Genomic DNA, 17,033 nt, shown 5'->3' with positions numbered 1-17,033 from the left:
GGGTCCTGCCATGCGTCCTACCGCGTTCCTGCTGCTCGGCGGGGCGATCACCGCGCCCGTCCTGTCGTCGCCAGCCGTCGCGGCGCCGCCCGGCACCGTGACGATCACGCTGCCCCGGCTGACCGTCGCCGAATATCACAAGCCCTATGTCGCGGTGTGGCTGGAGCCGGTCGGGGGCGGTACCCCGCGCACGCTGGCGGTCTGGTACGACCTCAAGAAGCGCGGCAACGATCCCGGTACCAAGTGGCTCGCGGACCTGCGCGCGTGGTGGCGCAAGGGCGGCCGCAGCATGACGATGCCCGCCGATGGCATCAGCGGCGCGACCCGCGCACCGGGCCAGTACACCATCCCCCTGCCCACCGACCTCAAGCCCGGCCAGTATGTCCTCAACGTCGAGGCTGCGCGCGAGACCGGTGGTCGCGAACTCGTCTCCGTACCGCTTACCGCCGGAGCCCGCACCACGGGCAAGACCGAGCTCGGCGCCGTCGCCATCTCCGCCCGCTAAGGATCACAGCATGAAGCCTTTCGTTGCACGCCTGATGGCCGCCGCCGCGCTGTTGTCGATCCCCGCCGCACTGTCGGCGCACCGCATGTGGCTATTGCCATCGGCCACCGTGTTCTCGGGGACCGACGGCTGGGTGACGGTCGACGCCGCCGTCTCGAACGACCTGTTCTTCTTCGATCACCAGCCGCTCCGCCTCGACGGCATGAAGGTCTGGCAGCCCGACGGTAGCGAAGGCACGCTGCAGAACGGCGCGACCGGCCGCTATCGCTCGGTGTTCGACGTGCAGCTCGACAAGCCGGGCACGTGGAAGATCGGTACGCAGATGTCCGCGGTCATGGGCAGCTTCAAGGTCGACGGCGTCGAGAAGCGTCTCGGCGGTCGTCGCGGTCCGCCGCAGCCCAACGCCCCCGCCCCGCTGACCGTCGCCGACATCCCCGCCAACGCGACCGACGTGAAGGTGACCGAGGTTTCGGGCCGCAACGAGATCTTCGTGACCGCGGGCGCGCCGACCACCACCGTGTTCAAGACGACCGGCAAGGGCCTCGAGTTCGCGCCGATCACCCATCCCGACGAACTGGTCGCAGGCGAAACCGCCAAGTTCCGCTTCCTGGTCGACGGCAAGCCCGCCGCAGGGCTGAAGGTCACGGTGATCCCGGGCGGCAAGCGCTATCGCAACGACGAGGGTGCACGCGAACTGACCACCGGCGCGGACGGCGTGCTCAGCGTCGACTGGCCGAGCGCCGGGATGTACTGGCTCAACGCGACGCTGACCGATGCCAAGGCGACGACGCCGCGCGCGACCGAGCGGCGGATGAGTTATGTCACGACGCTGGAAGTGCTGACGCCGTGAACGCCTGCGGATACTAACGCCGTGAGGATCGCGCTGCCACCGACGATCGACGCTGCGGCGTTCGCAGCGCGCGATGCCGGGGCGGCCGTGTTCGATCTCGTCGGCGAGACGATGGGGACGCGCTGGAGTGTTCGCCTGTCCGCCCCGGTCGGGACCGACGTCGCGCCGGTCCACACGGCGATCGTCGCGCGGCTGGCGGAGCTGGTCGCGGAGATGAGCCACTGGGCACCGGAGTCGCTCCTGTCGCGGTTCAACAGGTCGCCGGCCGGGACCTGGACCATTCTTCCGCCGGACTTCGCGCATGTCATGGCGCGCGGGCTGGCGATCGCGCGAACGACGCACGGCGCGTTCGATCCCGCGATCGGGGCCCTGGTCGATGCCTGGGGGTTCGGGCCGGCCGGCACTGCCGCGCGCGCCAGCGAGGCCGACTTGCACGTAGCGCGCACGCGGTCGGGCTGGTCGCGGCTGGCGTTCGCGCTACCCGGCGCGTATCTTCGGCAACCCGGCGGCGTCGCGCTCAACCTGTCGGAGATCGCCAAGGGCCATGCCGTCGACGCGGTCGCCGACCTGTTGCACGACGCCGGTATTGCCAATGCGCTGGTCGAGATCGGCGGCGAACTGGTCGGGCGCGGGATCCGGCCCGACGGCGATCCCTGGTGGGTGGACCTCGAAAGTCCGCCCGGCCTGACGCTTCCCCTGCTCAGGATCGCGTTGCACGGCCAGGCGGTGGCGACCTCCGGCAACTATCGCCGCGGCGCGCACACGCTCGATCCGCGCACCGGGCGGCCGATCAAGACCGGTATCGTTTCCGCCAGCGTGATCCACCGGACTGCGCTGGATGCGGACGCCTGGGCGACTGCGCTGACCGTGCTCGGCGTGGGCGATGGCGTCGAACTCGCGCGGCATCACGGGATCGCCGCACGTCTGGTCACCGACATCGACGGCGCCGCCCAAGAATACCTGACACCCGCACTCGTCGCGATGATCGCGGACTGACGCCCTGCAGGCGAAGCGTCTCCGCCGTTTTTCTCGCGACGGCGGGGCCGCAGACTGGGCGCCCGCCTTCGTGCCAGACCGCCAGGCCATGAACCGCGTTGGATCGTGCGTGCCACATGCCTTAAAACGTCAAGGCTGCTCCACGCCATGACGCTACCCGATCCCGCCCTCGCGCGTTAGCAACGCCGATGACCGACGCGCTTCCCCCCACCATGCCCGCCGCCATTCCCGCCGCGACGCTCGTCATTGTCCGCGACACGCCTGCCGCCGGTCCCGAACTGCTGATGGTCGAGCGTGCCAAGGCGATGGCGTTTGCGGGCGGCGCGCTCGTGTTTCCGGGTGGCCGGGTCGATCCCGGCGATCACGCGCTGGCGGCGGTCCTGGGCGCGCCCGACGACGACACGGCCGCGCGCATCGCCGCGATCCGCGAGACCATCGAGGAAGCCGGACTCCCCGTCGGCCTGTCGCCGATGCCGTCCCCGACCGCGTTCGAGACGCTGCGGGCCGCGCTCCACGACGGGACAGCGTTAGGTGAGGCGCTGGCGGAGGCGGGCGCCGGCCTCGACCTCGACGCGCTCACTTATTTCGCACGCTGGCGACCGGCGCACGCGCACGCGCGGATCTTCGACACGCGCTTTTATCTCGCGCGTTTGCCGGCGGATGCGCCCGAGCCGGTGGTCGACGCGACCGAGAACGTCCGCCTGTTCTGGGCAACCGCGACCGGGGTGCTGGCGGAGGCCGATGCAGGCCGCGCGACGATCATCTTCCCGACGCGCCGCAATCTTGAGCGGCTGGCATCGTTCGCGGATTTCGACGCGGCGGTGGCGGATGCACGCGCGCATCCGGTGCGGACCGTGACACCGTGGACGGACGTGCGCGACGGGGTCGAGCATCTCTGCATCCCGGACGATCTCGGCTATCCGGTGACGTCGGAGCCGATGTCGGACGCGGTGCGCGGCTGACATGCGCGCATTGCGGCTGACGATCCGGACACTGGTCGGGCTCGCCATAAGCCTTTCGATCGGGATTATGCTGTGGGCGAGTTTGCGCGGGCGACCGCAGGATTTGCCCTGGACGCCACTCGACCTCGGTGCGCCGGTCGGCATGGCCACCGGCCGCAAGCTCACCGCGCTGACCGAGGATTTCCCGCAATGCCGTGCACTGCTCGACCGTGCGGGGGTGCGGTACGCGGTGTTGCCGCCGCGCAAGGGCGAGGGGCAATGTGGCTATGCCGACGGCATCCGGCTGGCGAACGACGGCGCGCGGAAGATCGCCTTTTCGCCCGCAGGCCTGGGCGTCGCCTGCCCGGTGGCGGCGGCGCTGTCGCTGTGGGAGTGGGACGTGGTCCAGCCCGCGGCGATCAGGCATTTCGGCGCGCGGGTCGCGAGTATCGATCACTTCGGGAGCTATAGTTGCCGCAGGATCTACGGCCGCGATGCCGGCAACTGGAGCGAACATTCCACAGCCGACGCGGTCGACGTCGCCGGCTTCCGCCTGACCGATGGTACGCGGGTTACCGTCGCGCGGGATTGGAAGGGGGACGATGCGAAGTCCGCCTTCCTCCGCGAGGTGCGCGACGGCGCCTGCACGCTCTTCGCGACGACCTTGTCCCCGGACTATAATGCGGCGCACGCCGATCACCTGCATCTGGATCAGGCGGATCGCGGTTCTATGGGGTGGCGGGCGTGTCGGTGAGGTGGTGCGCATACGCTCACGTCCGTTCGTGCTGAGCGACGTCGAAGCACCTGCGCGCCGGGGCCAACTCTTCGACTTCGCTCATGGCGAACGGAGAAGTGGTACGGGTGGGGGAGAATAGGGGCGAACGAGCAGGCGAGCGGGGAGCGGGCGAGTCCATCATCCGCGTCTGCTCGCCAGCGCTTCCGGACGGCACCACCCCGGCGGAGGCCGAAGCCCAATTGGGGGACGCCGATGACGTGGGTAGCGCGCCGTTACCACGACCTCACCAATTGGGCCCCGGCCTTCGCTGGGGTGGTGGGGATTATAGGCCATTTATCCTTCGATGACCGAGCAGCCGGACGTTCCTTCCTCCCCCTTGGGGAAGAGAATCACGCGCCTTAGTTCGCCAGCGTCGTCCCGGAGTCCACCTTCTCAACCCAATAGGGAAAGAACGCCGGCTGCCGGTTGGACCAGCCCGACGCCGTCGCCGCCGCCTCGCTGATCGACTGGAGCAGCTTGCGCCGCAGTTCGGGATGCAGATGCGGGAGCGCAGCGGCAGCACAGAATGCCGATGGCAGCCACGGCCGGACCTCCGCCCCGAGCAACCGCTCGTACAGGAACCGCAGCGCCGAGAAACTCGTCAGCCGTCCCTGCCCCAGATCGAATGCTACCAGGGTCATCAGCGGTGCCAGGAACGGCTCGATCGCGTGGAGGCCGCTGTCGTCCGGCACCATCGCGCGCAGGTCGGGGAGCGTGTTGTAGAGCCTCGCCTGCGCCCGGATGCTCGCCGCCTCGACCACGTCGCGCGACCAGCGCTGCATCGCATCCTCGCGGTCCAGGCCGACGTCGAGCGAGCGCCGGATATACCGCTGCGTCGAACTCGGAAAAGCCGCGAATTCCTTCATCTCGGCGAGGGTCATCGTTCCCTGTGCCGGTTTCATTCTGGAAGCCATGTCGTCACCCCGCTCTCGTCAAGGAACCGGCAGACTCTGCGCTCGGATGGTTAACAACGACCCTATCGCGCGTCATCTTTCCGTAACACCAAGCGACCATGAATGCTGTTACGCTGCAACAAGACTGCGACGAAGCGAACGAAACTAAGCGATTTGATCGTCTTGCGAGGCGTTTGGGCAACAAAAAAGCGCCGGTCGCTGCCGACCGACGCCCGTTCGTTGAGCAGATGCGAGGGTTACGCCTGCTTTTCGCGCAGCGCCCGCTCGGCATCCTCGTCATAGCCCGACGACTTCGCCGGCTCGGTACCAGACCCCGGCTGCGTCGCCGAAATCGGATCGCTGCCGTCCATCGACTCGTCGAGCCCGTTGTCGAGCCGTGCGTCGGCGCTGTCGGGATTCTTCTGCAGGCGCTTGCCGATCGACTTGTCCTGGCCCGCTTCCTGGCGTGGATCGCGACCCGAGCTCTTGCCCTCGGCATCCTTGTCGTCGGGCGCTACGGACAGGCTATCCAGCGCGCTCTTGTCTATGTCGGTCATTGCGACGTCCCTTTTTAATCTTGGCGATGACCAACGGTCGAAGTGGCGGTGCGTTCCGCTACCTGCGCTCCTCCCTGGAAGGGAGGGGTCGGGGGTGGGTTGGCCCGCTTTGGTCGAAAGCCAGCCAACGCGGAACCCGACCCACCCCCTGCCTCTCCCTTTCAGGGAGGGGAGAACAACCTTCAATCGAGCGGCGTCACCTTCACCGTCTGCTCCCACAGATACGCCTGCCCGAACACCGTCATGAACGCGATATCGGTCGCATCGCGCCCGACGCAAACCCGCGCGATATCGCTGCACGTTGCCATCTTCGTCGCATCGATCAACCGCCAGTCGCCTGCCAGCCACAGCTCCGCGACCGCATGGAAGTCGGGCGGATCGACGCCCGGCGCATAGGCCGATACGCACCGCGCCGGGATTCCTCCCGCCCGCGCGAGCGATACCAGCAGATGCGAATAATCGCGGCATACACCCGACCGTGAGGCGAACGTATCGAGCGCGGTCGTCTCTCCGCTGCTCGATCCACAGCGATAGTCGAGCGACTGGTACACCCACTCGGTCAGCGCAGCCGCGAGCGGTCCGCCTTCCAGCCCGCCGAACTCGCGCGCGACGAAGCCCTCGAAGCGGTCCGAGGGACAATAGCGGCTCGGCATAAGATACGGGGTCAGTTCGCCCGCGAGCATCCGCGGCGGCGTCGCCGGATACAGCTCGAGCTGCACCCGCTCGCGCGACACCGCGACGATCGCCTTATACTCGGCCGTGAACCGCCCATGCCCGCGCGACCAGCAACGCTGGCCGATCCCGTCCTCGCCGCGCACCGCCCGGATCGGACTATCGGACCACAAGGTGAGGGACTCGGACTCGATCGTCTGGTCGGCCATCGCCGCCGCCTCGATCTGGAGGAGCACGTCGGCGTCCCCCGTGATCCCGTAATCCAGACGCACGTCGATCGAGAGCCGCATTGCGCGTCCCATTCCTGTCCCGAGGCCAAAAGAAAAGGGCCCGGCGGTGTCCCGCCGAGCCCTGCGTTCGTCACACCCTTAGCGGGAGTTAGTTGCGGCTGCTACCAAACAGACGCAGCACGAACATGAACATGTTGATGAAATCGAGGTACAGGCTCAGCGCCGACATGATGACGACCTTGCCGACCATGTCCGTGCCAGCAACCTGCGCGTACAGGCTCTTGGTACGCTGCGTGTCGTAGGCGGTGAGGCCCGCGAACAACAGCACACCTACGCCGCTGATGACCAGCTGCATGACGCCCGACTGCAGGAACATGTTGATCAGGCTCGCGACCAGCAGGCCGACGACACCGATGATCAGGAACGTCCCGAACGCCGACAGGTCGCGCTTGGTGGTGTAGCCGTACAGGCTGAGACCAGCGAAACCGGCTGCGGTGGCGAAGAACGCACCCGCGATCGACGTGCCGCTATAGACCAGGAAGATGGTCGACATCGACAGGCCCATCAGGACGGCAAAGCCCCAGAAAAGCATCTGCATCGTTGCCGTCGACATGCGGTTCTGGCCGAAGCTCAAGCCGAACACGATCGCGAGCGGCGAGAACATGATGACGTACTTCAGAATGCCGCCGTTGACGAACACCTGCGCGGCGGGCGATTCGTTGCCGCCCATCGCGAACAGCATCGCAACGACGCCGGTCAGCAGGACTGCCGAGCCCATATAGTTATATACGGACAGCATGTACGACCGAAGACCAGCATCATAGGCCTCGGTACGCTGGCCCGTGGCCGCCGTTCCGAACGGCGTGGCGCGGGGCCGGGGGTCAGACCAATTAGCCATGGTGAAATCAGCTCCTTCATCCGGCCTCGTGCCGGTTACTGTGAATATCGTCTCTTGCAGGACGCTTTTCAAGCTGAGTGGTTGCATCGGCGCCCCGGTTCGCGGTTAACCTGCCGCAATCCATGATCCGTCTTTTCGTCGCCCTTCGCCCGCCGCCGGCTATCCGTCAGAGCTTGCTCGACATAATGGAGGGCGTGCCGTCGGCGCGTTGGCAGGACGAGGACAAGTTGCACGTCACGCTGCGCTTCATCGGCGACGTCGAGCGGCCGGTCGCGGAGGACGTCGCGGTCGCGCTGAGCCAGGTCGTCGCGTCCGCGCCGAGCGTATCGCTGACCGGAGTCGGGCGATTCGCGAAGCGCGGGCGGACCGATACGCTGTGGGCCGGCCTGACGCCGCACGATGCGCTGGCGGCGCTGCATCGCAAGGTCGACCAGGCCTGCGTCCGTGCCGGCCTTCCGCCCGAGCACCGCGCGTACCTGCCGCACGTCACGGTCGCGCGGCTGGCGCGATCGGCCGGGGTCGGGTTCGCGATCGACGAATGGCTGGCGACGCATGCCGCGCTGTCGAGCGCGCCCTTCCCGCTACCCCATCTCGTACTGTACCAGAGCCATCTCGGCCGCGACGGCGCGACGTACGAACCGGTCGCCCGCTGGGCGCTCGATACCGGGCGTGGCGACACCGGGGGTGGAACCTGAGCCACGGCGAGGGGTTCGCCAAAGGATCAACAGGGAGAGACACTATGCGGATTGCGACACTGGCACTGCTCGGCGCGGCGACGATCGGGCTGACCGCCTGCGAGAAGACCGGCATGGATACGGGCACGCCGATGGCCGGCGGACAGCGCGTGACCGCGATGCTCCAGACCGCGACGGGCACCGACGTCGGCCGCGCTACCGCCACCGAAGTCGCGGGCGGGCTCCGCTTCACGCTCGACGCCAAGGCGATGCCCCCCGGCACGCACGGCGCGCACATCCACATGGTCGGCCGCTGCGACGCGCCGGACTTCACGACCGCAGGCGGCCACTGGAACCCGACCGGCATGAAGCACGGCAGCATGAACCCGCAGGGCCCGCATGAAGGCGACCTGCCCAACCTGGTCATCGGCACCGACGGCCGCGGCACGATCGGCATCACGATTCCGGGCGCGACGATGGCGGGATTGATGGACACGGACGGTTCCGCGTTCGTGGTGCATGCGGCGGCGGACGACCTGATGACCGATCCGTCGGGCAACAGCGGCGGGCGGATTGCTTGCGGCGTGTTCCAGGCGGGGTGAGCGATACCGGCCCCTCCCAGCGATGGAGGGGCCGGTATTCGTCAGGCCGAGATCGCTGTGGCCCCCTTTCCACCTTTCCCCCGTTCGCCCTGAGCGAAGTCGAAGGGTCTGCCTCAAGCGTAACTCCTTCGACCTCGCTCAGCACGAACGGGCATTTTGACGAGGTAGGAAGAAGTCCTAAACCACCTCACCCGCCGCGCGCGCGCGAGCCTCCCGCGTAGCCTCCGCCCCCGGCGCCAACCGGTATGCCGCCACCGCACAGGCCAGCGTGATCGGCGTGACCACCAGCAAAGATAGCATGCCGATCGACAGGCTCCCGGTCAGCGTCGACACCCGCCCGGCCATGTACGGCCCTAGCGCCAGCCCGATCAGCGTCGTCCCTATGAAGAACGTCGCCGTCGCGGTGCCCCGCATCCGCGGCAAGACCATATCCTGAGTCGTCGCAGCCGCCGCCCCCAGCGCACATGACGCGGTGAGCTGCGCAAGGAATATCCCCGTATAGAAGGCGGTCGGCGACGACGCGGTGAAGGCGAGGATCAGGAACGGCACGGGCACTACCGCGCCGAAGATCACCACCCATAACCGCCCCGCCGGATTGCGCTGACGTAACCGGTCCGAGACCACCCCGCCAATCGTCAGCCCGAGGAATCCCGCGGTCGCGCCGAGGCTGCCGATCATGAATCCCGCCGACGCCGGTGTCGCGCCAAGCTCGCGCAACGCATAGGGCGCCGCCCAGAAACTGGCGGCGTAGCTCAGGAACGCGTTCAACCCGTAGGCCACGACCGTGCACAGGAACGCCGGCGTGCCCACGATCAGCGCGAAGGTCGGCGGATCGCGCCGCTTCAGCGCCGATGCCCAGGAGAACACCGCATAGACGCCGATCCCGATCGCCACCCACTGCGGCCAGGGCTCGCCTGCCGCGATCAGTCCGGATACCGCTGCGGCCACCACCGCGAGGGCGACGAGGTTGTACCCGAGCGCCCGAGCGCCCCCCATCGCCGCGCCGATCAGCGTCAGCGGCGGCACGATCGTCACCAGCTCCGCACCGAACGCGCGGAACGGCGTCGGGTGCTTCTCCGGCTCGGGCAGGCCCTCGACGAGCCCGCGGATTGGCTCCTTCAGCGTCGCGATCCACACCGCCAGCAACAGCCCCGGCACGCCAACCGCCATGAACGCCGCCTGCCAGCCGACCAGCCCGAGCGGTCCGCCGCCGGGATAGGCCTTGTTCCAGCCCTGCACGATCAGCCCGCCGATGAACAACGAACAGCCGCCACCGACGTACAACCCGGCCGAATAGATCGACAAAGCCGTCGCCCGCAGCCGCTTTGGGAAATAGTCGGAAATGATCGAATAGGCCGACGGACTCGCGGTCGCCTCGCCGATCCCGACCCCGATCCGCGCTGCGGCGAGATGCCCACCGGTCTTCGAGAACCCCGACAGCGCGGTCATCACCGACCACAGCGACAAGCCGATCGTCATCAGCCGCACGCGGTGCCAATTGTCCGCAAGTCGCCCGAGCGGGATGCCGAACAGCGAATAGAACACCCCGAACGCAGTGCCGTACAGGAAGCCGAGATCCTGGTCCTTCAGCCCCAGGTCGCGCTTGATGTCCTCCGCCAGGATCGAGATGATCTGCCGGTCGACGAAGTTCAGGACATAGACGAGGAACAGGATCGACAGCACATACCATGCATAGCGCGACGCGCCTTTCTCCGGCTCGCCCGTAACGGTTTCGGCGTTCGCCATTGCCCCCTCCTCGCTGTTTTCGAGCTATGGGTATCAGAGGGTGGGAGAGAGAAACAGCGCTTTCGGAAGAGTCCGGTACGTCGGAGCGCGCCAAGTCTTCCCCCTCCCTTCCAGCGAGGGGGGAAGTGCGTTCGGCGATGCTATAGTCTTGGTCGGGCGGGACGCGACGTCCCTCAGTGCGACCCGATCCGGCTGCGACGAAGCGCGCCCTGCTCCAACCGTTGCAGCAGCGTCTCGATCGACGGCGGCGTGGTCGGCTCGGACGCACGCGGCGGCCGCGCGACCGGCATGGGCGTGCTGACCTCCGGTATCGGTTCGGGCGTAGCGACGATCGGCGGCTCCACAGACGGCGGCGTGGCCGGCTCCGGCGCAGACGCGGTCGCAGGCGCAGGCTCAGGCGCAGGCGAGGTCACGAACGTCTCCGACTCGGCCGTGGGCGTCACTTCGATCACCGGCGCCACCACCGTCACGGACGCCAGCGGCGCGACCGGGCGGGTCGGCTCCATCGGTACCGGCCGCATCGCCTTCGGATCATAGCCGGCCAGCGGCAGGTCGAGATCGGCGGGGATGGTCCGCTCGTCGCGCGAGGCGGTATCGGGCGACCCCGCGACGCCGACCTCCATCAGGGGCGTGCCGAGATCGGCTGCCGACATAGGCTTTCGCGGCGGTGCGTCGGGATGCGCGTCGGCACGGCGGATCACCGGCACGCCATCCTCCCGCGGCCGGGCGCCGACGAATACGCCACCCGGCCCGAACAGGAGGTACAGCGACGACCACAGGATCGCCGCGACCATCGCCCCCGCGCCCAACGCGATCGCCGCGCGCGCGGTCGCGCCGAGCGGCGGTGCTGCCATCGGTATCAATGCCGCGATGCCGGTCTCCGAGACGAGCGCCTCAAGCGCATCGCCCGACAGCAGCATCACGCCGGCCGCGGCGATCACGCCTCCCGTCACGGCGCCGACAACCGGAAGCGCGCGGTTCAGGCTCGGACGCCGCGCAGCTTGAAGATCATTGACGGCCATTACTCGTCCCGTACCGCGGCTGAGACCAGCCGCTGATAGACTGGAGCATAGCGACGAATGTTTGACGACCAGTTACGCTCTTCCTCGACGAAGGCGCGACCGCGCGCGCGGCGATCCTCCCATCCCGAACGGTCCGCGAACATGCCCGCCAGCGCGGTTGCGATCGCCGCCGGATCGTCGGGCGCGAACAACGTGCCCGTATCGCCGTCGCGAATCAGCTCGCGGTGTCCACCGACATCGGATGCGGCCACCAGCCGCCCCTGCGCCATCGCCTCCAGCGGCTTGAGCGGCGTGACCAGATCGGTCAGCCGCATGCGCTTGCGCGGATAGGCGAGGATATCGACGAGCCCATAATAGCGCTCGACCTCCTGGTGCGGCACGCGCCCGACGAAGCGGATCGCGTCCGCCACTGGCGATGCCTCCGCCTGCGCGCGCAACGCCGCCTCCATCGGTCCGCCGCCGACCATCAACAGCCGCGCCTCGGGCCGCACCGCCACCAGCGCCGGCATCGCCGCGATCAGGTCGTCGAGCCCTTCGTAATCGTAGAAGCTGCCGATGAATCCGACGACATCCGCGCCGTCCAGCCCCAGTTCGGCCCCCAGCGCATCGTCGCGCACCGGCGCGGTGCCGAACAGGTCGAGGTCGACGCCGTTGGGCGACACCATGATCTTGTCCGCCGCGATCCCCCGCGCCATCAAATCGCCCCGCAAGCCTTCGCAGATCACCGCGACCGCATCCGCCCGCCGCACCGCCCACGTCTCCAGCGCCCGCGTCGCCCGGTAGCGCATCGACGTGGCCGTCCCGGTCCCGTTGCCGACCGCCGCATCCTCCCAGAATGCGCGGATCTCATACACCAGCGGCAGCTTCCGCCTGCGCGCGACGATCAGCGCGGCGAGCGCGTCGATCACCGGCGAATGCGCATGGAGGATGTCTGGCCTGAAGGCGTCGACCGCCGCCTCGATCCGTTTCGCGAACGCCGCGATGCCAACCACCTCGCCGACCGGCCCCGGCGTCACGATCGCATCCGTCCGGTGAAAGGTGAGCCCGTCGACCGTCTCCACCGGAGCAGGCGCGACACCGTGGCGCGGGCCGGTCACCGCGGCAACGGTCCAGCCAAGCGCCTCCTGCGCCTTGAGGATCGCCCGCGTGCGGAACGTGTAGCCGCTTTGCAACGGCAGGCCATGATCGAGGATATGAAGAATACGCATCGTGCCATCCCCCTGCCACAGATCGCTTAACGGCGCGTCAACCGACTATACCTACACACGATCCCACGAAGCCCGCATATCCGGAAAGGAGGCCGTCCCCATGATCGACAATCTCGCGCTCGGCCTCAGCCACGGGCTGATGATGCTCGCGGCGTTCCTGCTGCTCAAGCGGCCCGACCTCGATCGCGAGCCCAGTCCGCGCGACGTCCCCGACACCAGCCGCAAGCCCGACGAGAAACCCCGCCGCGATGCGTGATCTCGCGTTCATCGCCTTCCTGCTCGCGTTCTTCGGAATGGGGTTCAAGCGGCCGTTCCTGCTCGTGCTCGTCTATGTGTACATCGACATCGTCTCGCCGCAGCGGCTGACCTACCTGCTGCTCAACTCGGTGCCGATATCGCTGATCGCGGTCGCGCTGGCGGTCGGCGGCTGGATCCTCGCCGACGACAAGCGCGATACGCGGGTCGGTGGGCGGCAGGTGCTGATCGTCGTCCTGCTGCTGTATTGCTGGGGTACGACGATCGCCGCGGATTTCCCGGTCGAGGCCAAGGAGAAATGGGACTGGGTATGGAAGGCGCTCGCCTTCGCCGCATTCCTCCCCCTGACGCTGCGGACGCGGTTGCGGATCGAGGCGCTGCTGCTGTTCATGATCCTCGCCGCGTCGTCGATCATCATCGTCGGCGGCATCAAGACGATCGCCAGCGGTGGGGGCGGCTATGGCCAGCTCAACCTGATGGTCGACAATAATTCGGGCCTGTACGAGGGCAGCACGATCAGCGCGGTCGCGATCGCGATCATCCCGATCATCGTCTGGTTCATCAGCCACGGGACGATCTTCAAGCCCGACTGGCGGGTGAAGGGCTATTGCCTCGCGCTCGTCTTCGCGTGTCTGCTGATCCCGGTCGGGACTTCGACGCGCACCGGATTGCTGTGCATCGGCCTGCTTGCGCTGCTGTCGATCCGCAACGTGAAGCGCAAGGTCGCGTATCTGGCGATGCTCGGCGTGCTGGGCGTTGCCGCGATCCCGTTCCTGCCGTCGACGTTCACCGACCGGATGAACACCATCAAGACGTACGACGCGGACGAATCCGCATCGACGCGGCTCGCGGTGTGGAAATGGACGATCGAATACGCGAAGGCCAACCCGTTCGGCGGGGGCTTCAACGCCTTTCTCGGCAACCACATCCGCTACGATCTGAAGACCGCTCCCGGCACCGCCGCTGCCGCCGCAAGTCCCAAGGTCGAGGTCGACAAGGCCCGCGCCTATCACAGCGCGTATTTCGAAATGCTCGGCGAACAGGGGTATCCGGGCCTTGCTTTGTGGCTCGCGATCAACCTGATCGGCATCTTCCGCATGGAACTTCTCCGCCGCCGCTATCGCGATCCGGACGGCGAATATGCCTGGGCCGGTCCCCTCGCGGCGGCGCTGCAGAGCGGGCACATCGTCTATCTCCTCGGCGCGGGGTTCATCGCGATCGCGTTCCAGCCGTTCATCTACATGCTGATCGGTGCGCAGATCGGCCTCGACACCTATCTCGCGCGCAAACAGGGCGAGCAATCGTTCCGGCCGATGCGCCGCGCCGTACCGGCCGCCAAGCCCGCGGCGCCGGACGCGCTCTCGGCGTGAGCGATCGGGCTCCGGTTCACGAACTGCGCGCGTTGACCGGCGTTCGCGGGATCGCGGCGTGGTTCGTCGTGTTCTACCATATCCGCCTCTCGATCGCTGGCTTGCCGCTTCCAGTGCGCGACGTCTTCGCGAAGGGCTATCTCGCGGTCGATTTCTTCTTCCTACTGTCCGGCTTCGTGATCTGGCTGACCTGGAGCAACCGTATCCGAGCCGGCGGAGCGGCAAGCATTCCGAGCTTCCTGCAGAAACGCATCGCGCGCATCTGGCCATTGCATCTCGTCACCCTGGGGGGTGCGGTGGCGCTCGCCCTGCTGCTCCGCGCGACCGGCCGCAGCGATCCGCAATTCATGTTTTCCGAACTGCCGCTGCACCTCCTGCTGCTCCAGAACTGGGGCTTCACGCATCACCTCGCCTGGAACGACCCGGCCTGGTCGATCAGCGCGGAACTGGGCGCGTACCTGCTGTTCCCGGTGCTGGTGATGGCGGTGGACTGGCGGCGTATGCCCACCTGGGCGTTGCTGGGAACTGCCGGCGGCTTGCTGGTCGGCCTGCATCTCGCGATGAGTGCACCGACGCTGGGCACCGACATCCCGCGTTACGGCCTTCTTCGATGCCTGGTCGAGTTCACCACGGGCAGTATCGTTTGCGCCCTATGGTTACGCTGGCGTGGCGCGTCACGAGCACCAGTATGTGCTGCGCTGATTGCCGTGCTTGTCGCAGCAGGCTGGATCGCCGGTGCGCCGGAAACTCTGGTCGTTCCGGCACTGTTCGCAGCGGTTCTGCTCGTGCTGGCACTAACTGCCGGCAGGACAGCAAATCCGTTCGAACTGAGATGGACGCACTATCTCGGTGAGATCAGCTACGCGACCTATCTCAGCCACTTCATTCTCTGGAAAGCATTCAAACTCGTTTTAGTCACTGACGCGACGGCAGTATCGCCAACGAAGATCGCGCTCTATCTCGCAACGGTCCTGCTAGCCTCGATCGCCCTCTACCACCTGATAGAGCGCCCCGCTCAGCGCTGGATCAACAGACTCTAGACCGCCCCTCCTTGTTTCCCCGCGAAGGCGGGGACCCAGTCTGGGCTCCCGCCTTCGCGGGAGAACAAGGAATAGCGTGCTTTACCCTCAATCAATCCACCGGCTCGTCGGCCAGCTCTTCCTCGAGCGCGGCGATGATCGCCTTGTTGAACGCGGGAATATCGTCCGGCTTGCGGCTCGTGATCAGGTTGCCGTCGACCACGACCTCCTCGTCCACCACGTCCGCGCCCGCATTCTCCAGGTCCGTCCGGATCGACGGGAAGCTCGTCACGCGGCGTCCGTCGATCACGTCCGCCTCGGCGAGCAGCCACGGCGCATGGCAAATCGCGGCGATGATCTTGCCGTCCTCCATGAACTCGGTGATGATCTCGATCGCGCGCTCTTCCTGGCGCATCGTGTCGGGGTTGGCGACGCCGCCCGGCAGCACCAGCGCGTCGTAATCGTCGGTATCGACTTCGTCGAGCGTCAGGTCGGGCGTCGCCGTCTCGGCCTTGTTGATGTCGCCCTTCATGCCCTGGATCGGGTCGGTCTTGATCGACGCGAGCGTCACTTTCGCGCCCGCCGCCTCCAGCGCTTTGCGCGGTTCGAACAGTTCGACGGTCTCGAAACCATCGGCAGCGAGCATCAATACGCGAGCTTGGGAAAGATCGGCCATGTCATGTCTCCAGTGAAATCCCGTGCCCCCTCAACCAAGCGCAGCCCGCCTCGTTCCGGAACGATGCGCCTTCCCGAACATTTGCAGAGATAGTCAGAATCAGACGCCCCCAAGGGACCACCGCATTGCCCACCAAGATCGTGTATTCCGATGACTCCAAGCCCGGCATCACCCGCAAGAAGATGCGGAACGGCTGGGGCTATTGGGATGCCAAGGGCGAACGCATCACCGACCGCGACGAGATCGACCGGCTGAACGCGGTCGGCCTGCCCCCCGCCTACCGCGACGCCTGGTTCTGCCCCAACCCCAACGGCCATATCCAGGCGGTCGGCTGGGACGAGAAGGGGCGCAAGCAATACCGCTATCACCTAGGCTTCCGCGAAGCGCAGGAAGCCGCGAAATACGAACGCTGCGCCGATTTCGGCCACGCGATCCCCAAGATCCGCAAGGCAGTCGAGGCCGATCTCCGCAAACGCTCGCTGACCCGCGAACGCGCGGTCGCCGCGGTCATCCGCCTGCTCGACGGCGGCCACATCCGCATCGGCAATGAGGCTTACGCGGAGGCGAACAAGAGCTTCGGCGCCACCACGCTGCGCAAGCGCCACGGTGAGGTGAAGGGCTCGACGCTGAAACTCCAGTACAAGGGCAAGTCCGGCAAGATGCGGACGCTCAGGATCACCGATCGCTCGCTCAGTAGCTTCGTCAAGAAATGCCAGGACCTCGACGAACAGCATCTGTTCGCTTGGCTCGACGATGCCGGCGTCGCGCACCCGGTTACCTCGACCGACGTCAACTGCTACATCCGCGACGTCACCGGCACCGATTTCACCGCCAAGAATTTTCGGACCTGGGCCGCCAGCGTCGCCGCGTTCGAGGCGCTTGCGTCCGCCGAACGCGACCTCAGCCTCAAGTCGATGCTCGAACCCGTCGTCGCCCGCCTAGGCAACACGCACGCGATCGCGCGGAAAAGCTACGTCCACCCGTCGCTGATCGCGCTCGTGAAAACCGGTCAGTCGACCTTCCGCAAGGCGCTCCGCCTCCCCCGCGCTAAGCGCTACATGAGCCGCGAGGAATGTGGCCTGATCACCTTCCTCGAAGCCGGCACGCCCGCTGTTGCGACACTGGCAAAAGCGGCCTGACGAGT

At 67.1% G+C, this 17,033-nt stretch carries 19 protein-coding genes; 11 read left to right on the top strand and 8 right to left on the bottom strand.

The genetic code is table 11. The features are described from left to right. Nucleotides 1–10 precede the first annotated feature (10 nt). The 5 genes from AC1MH0_RS16230 (at nucleotide 11) to AC1MH0_RS16210 (ending at nucleotide 4,046) form a co-directional block, all read left to right on the top strand. Entirely contained in the window at nucleotides 11–505 is a 495-nt protein-coding gene (locus AC1MH0_RS16230) for a DUF2271 domain-containing protein (RefSeq protein ID WP_480963612.1), read from the top strand. A gap of 10 nt (nucleotides 506–515) precedes the next feature. Continuing rightward, nucleotides 516–1,355, top strand: coding sequence for a DUF4198 domain-containing protein (locus AC1MH0_RS16225; protein ID WP_480963611.1), 840 nt, complete (start codon nucleotides 516–518; stop codon nucleotides 1,353–1,355). Between the two features lie 21 nt (nucleotides 1,356–1,376). Next, complete coding sequence (locus tag AC1MH0_RS16220) at nucleotides 1,377–2,351, top strand: FAD:protein FMN transferase (RefSeq protein WP_480963610.1); 975 nt, start codon at nucleotides 1,377–1,379, stop codon at nucleotides 2,349–2,351. A 188-nt stretch (nucleotides 2,352–2,539) separates the two neighbouring features. Further along, on the top strand, nucleotides 2,540–3,313 hold the full coding sequence (locus AC1MH0_RS16215) for an NUDIX hydrolase (RefSeq protein WP_480963609.1): 774 nt from the start codon (nucleotides 2,540–2,542) through the stop codon (nucleotides 3,311–3,313). 1 nt (nucleotide 3,314) lies between these two features. Further along, nucleotides 3,315–4,046, top strand: a complete 732-nt coding sequence (locus AC1MH0_RS16210) for an extensin-like domain-containing protein (RefSeq protein ID WP_480963608.1) — start codon at nucleotides 3,315–3,317, stop codon at nucleotides 4,044–4,046. 380 nt (nucleotides 4,047–4,426) lie between these two features. Here AC1MH0_RS16210 and AC1MH0_RS16205 read toward each other — a convergent pair whose 3' ends face one another. The 4 genes from AC1MH0_RS16205 to AC1MH0_RS16190 all read right to left on the bottom strand — a co-directional run bounded on the left by AC1MH0_RS16205 (nucleotide 4,427) and on the right by AC1MH0_RS16190 (nucleotide 7,317). Continuing rightward, nucleotides 4,427–4,981 carry a hypothetical protein gene (locus AC1MH0_RS16205; protein WP_480963607.1) on the bottom strand — a complete coding sequence of 185 codons (555 nt, stop codon included), beginning with the start codon at nucleotides 4,979–4,981 and terminating at the stop codon, nucleotides 4,427–4,429. Nucleotides 4,982–5,217: 236 nt separating this feature from the next. Beyond that, on the bottom strand, nucleotides 5,218–5,517 hold the full coding sequence (locus tag AC1MH0_RS16200; RefSeq protein WP_056051272.1) for a hypothetical protein: 300 nt from the start codon (nucleotides 5,515–5,517) through the stop codon (nucleotides 5,218–5,220). A gap of 182 nt (nucleotides 5,518–5,699) precedes the next feature. Further along, a complete protein-coding gene (locus tag AC1MH0_RS16195) occupies nucleotides 5,700–6,479 on the bottom strand; it encodes a transglutaminase-like domain-containing protein (RefSeq protein ID WP_480963606.1) in 780 nt (259 codons plus the stop codon). Nucleotides 6,480–6,567: 88 nt separating this feature from the next. Further along, entirely contained in the window at nucleotides 6,568–7,317 is a 750-nt protein-coding gene (locus AC1MH0_RS16190; protein WP_480963605.1) for a Bax inhibitor-1/YccA family protein, read from the bottom strand. A gap of 122 nt (nucleotides 7,318–7,439) precedes the next feature. Between AC1MH0_RS16190 and thpR the strand changes: the two genes are divergently transcribed. Continuing rightward, nucleotides 7,440–8,012 carry an RNA 2',3'-cyclic phosphodiesterase gene (gene thpR / locus AC1MH0_RS16185; RefSeq protein WP_480963604.1) on the top strand — a complete coding sequence of 191 codons (573 nt, stop codon included), beginning with the start codon at nucleotides 7,440–7,442 and terminating at the stop codon, nucleotides 8,010–8,012. A 44-nt stretch (nucleotides 8,013–8,056) separates the two neighbouring features. Then, nucleotides 8,057–8,593 carry a superoxide dismutase family protein gene (locus AC1MH0_RS16180; protein WP_480963603.1) on the top strand — a complete coding sequence of 179 codons (537 nt, stop codon included), beginning with the start codon at nucleotides 8,057–8,059 and terminating at the stop codon, nucleotides 8,591–8,593. Between the two features lie 177 nt (nucleotides 8,594–8,770). Here AC1MH0_RS16180 and AC1MH0_RS16175 read toward each other — a convergent pair whose 3' ends face one another. The 3 genes from AC1MH0_RS16175 to AC1MH0_RS16165 form a co-directional block, all read right to left on the bottom strand. Continuing rightward, the gene (locus AC1MH0_RS16175; protein WP_480963602.1) at nucleotides 8,771–10,339 is read right to left on the bottom strand and encodes a spinster family MFS transporter; all 1,569 of its coding nucleotides are present in this window, start codon (nucleotides 10,337–10,339) and stop codon (nucleotides 8,771–8,773) included. A 173-nt stretch (nucleotides 10,340–10,512) separates the two neighbouring features. After that, nucleotides 10,513–11,361 (bottom strand): hypothetical protein, encoded by an 849-nt coding sequence (locus tag AC1MH0_RS16170; protein WP_480963601.1) that lies wholly within the window; start codon nucleotides 11,359–11,361, stop codon nucleotides 10,513–10,515. Next, the gene (locus AC1MH0_RS16165; RefSeq protein WP_480963600.1) at nucleotides 11,361–12,569 is read right to left on the bottom strand and encodes a TIGR04063 family PEP-CTERM/XrtA system glycosyltransferase; all 1,209 of its coding nucleotides are present in this window, start codon (nucleotides 12,567–12,569) and stop codon (nucleotides 11,361–11,363) included. Before AC1MH0_RS16165 ends, AC1MH0_RS16170 begins: the two co-directional genes overlap by 1 nt. 100 nt (nucleotides 12,570–12,669) lie before the next feature. Here AC1MH0_RS16165 and AC1MH0_RS16160 point away from each other — a divergent pair, with 100 nt between their 5' ends. Genes AC1MH0_RS16160 through AC1MH0_RS16150 form a run of 3 tightly spaced genes read left to right on the top strand, consistent with a single transcriptional unit; the run spans nucleotide 12,670 to nucleotide 15,234 of the window. Continuing rightward, nucleotides 12,670–12,825, top strand: coding sequence for a hypothetical protein (locus tag AC1MH0_RS16160; RefSeq protein WP_480963599.1), 156 nt, complete (start codon nucleotides 12,670–12,672; stop codon nucleotides 12,823–12,825). Beyond that, nucleotides 12,818–14,194: a putative O-glycosylation ligase, exosortase A system-associated gene (locus AC1MH0_RS16155; protein ID WP_480963598.1), complete on the top strand. Its 1,377-nt coding sequence runs from the start codon at nucleotides 12,818–12,820 to the stop codon at nucleotides 14,192–14,194. The genes AC1MH0_RS16160 and AC1MH0_RS16155 overlap by 8 nt, the downstream gene beginning before the upstream one ends. Next, nucleotides 14,191–15,234 (top strand): acyltransferase family protein, encoded by a 1,044-nt coding sequence (locus tag AC1MH0_RS16150; protein ID WP_480963597.1) that lies wholly within the window; start codon nucleotides 14,191–14,193, stop codon nucleotides 15,232–15,234. Before AC1MH0_RS16155 ends, AC1MH0_RS16150 begins: the two co-directional genes overlap by 4 nt. A 91-nt stretch (nucleotides 15,235–15,325) precedes the next feature. Here the strand turns inward: AC1MH0_RS16150 and AC1MH0_RS16145 are convergent, their stop codons facing one another. Then, nucleotides 15,326–15,889, bottom strand: a complete 564-nt coding sequence (locus AC1MH0_RS16145) for a type 1 glutamine amidotransferase domain-containing protein (protein WP_060526712.1) — start codon at nucleotides 15,887–15,889, stop codon at nucleotides 15,326–15,328. Between the two features lie 182 nt (nucleotides 15,890–16,071). Between AC1MH0_RS16145 and AC1MH0_RS16140 the strand changes: the two genes are divergently transcribed. Beyond that, nucleotides 16,072–17,028 carry a DNA topoisomerase IB gene (locus AC1MH0_RS16140; protein WP_480965771.1) on the top strand — a complete coding sequence of 319 codons (957 nt, stop codon included), beginning with the start codon at nucleotides 16,072–16,074 and terminating at the stop codon, nucleotides 17,026–17,028. Nucleotides 17,029–17,033: the final 5 nt, after the last annotated feature.

This window comes from Sphingomonas sp. AP28, from assembly GCF_056680455.1.
This window is presented reverse-complemented; position numbering and strand designations above follow the sequence as displayed.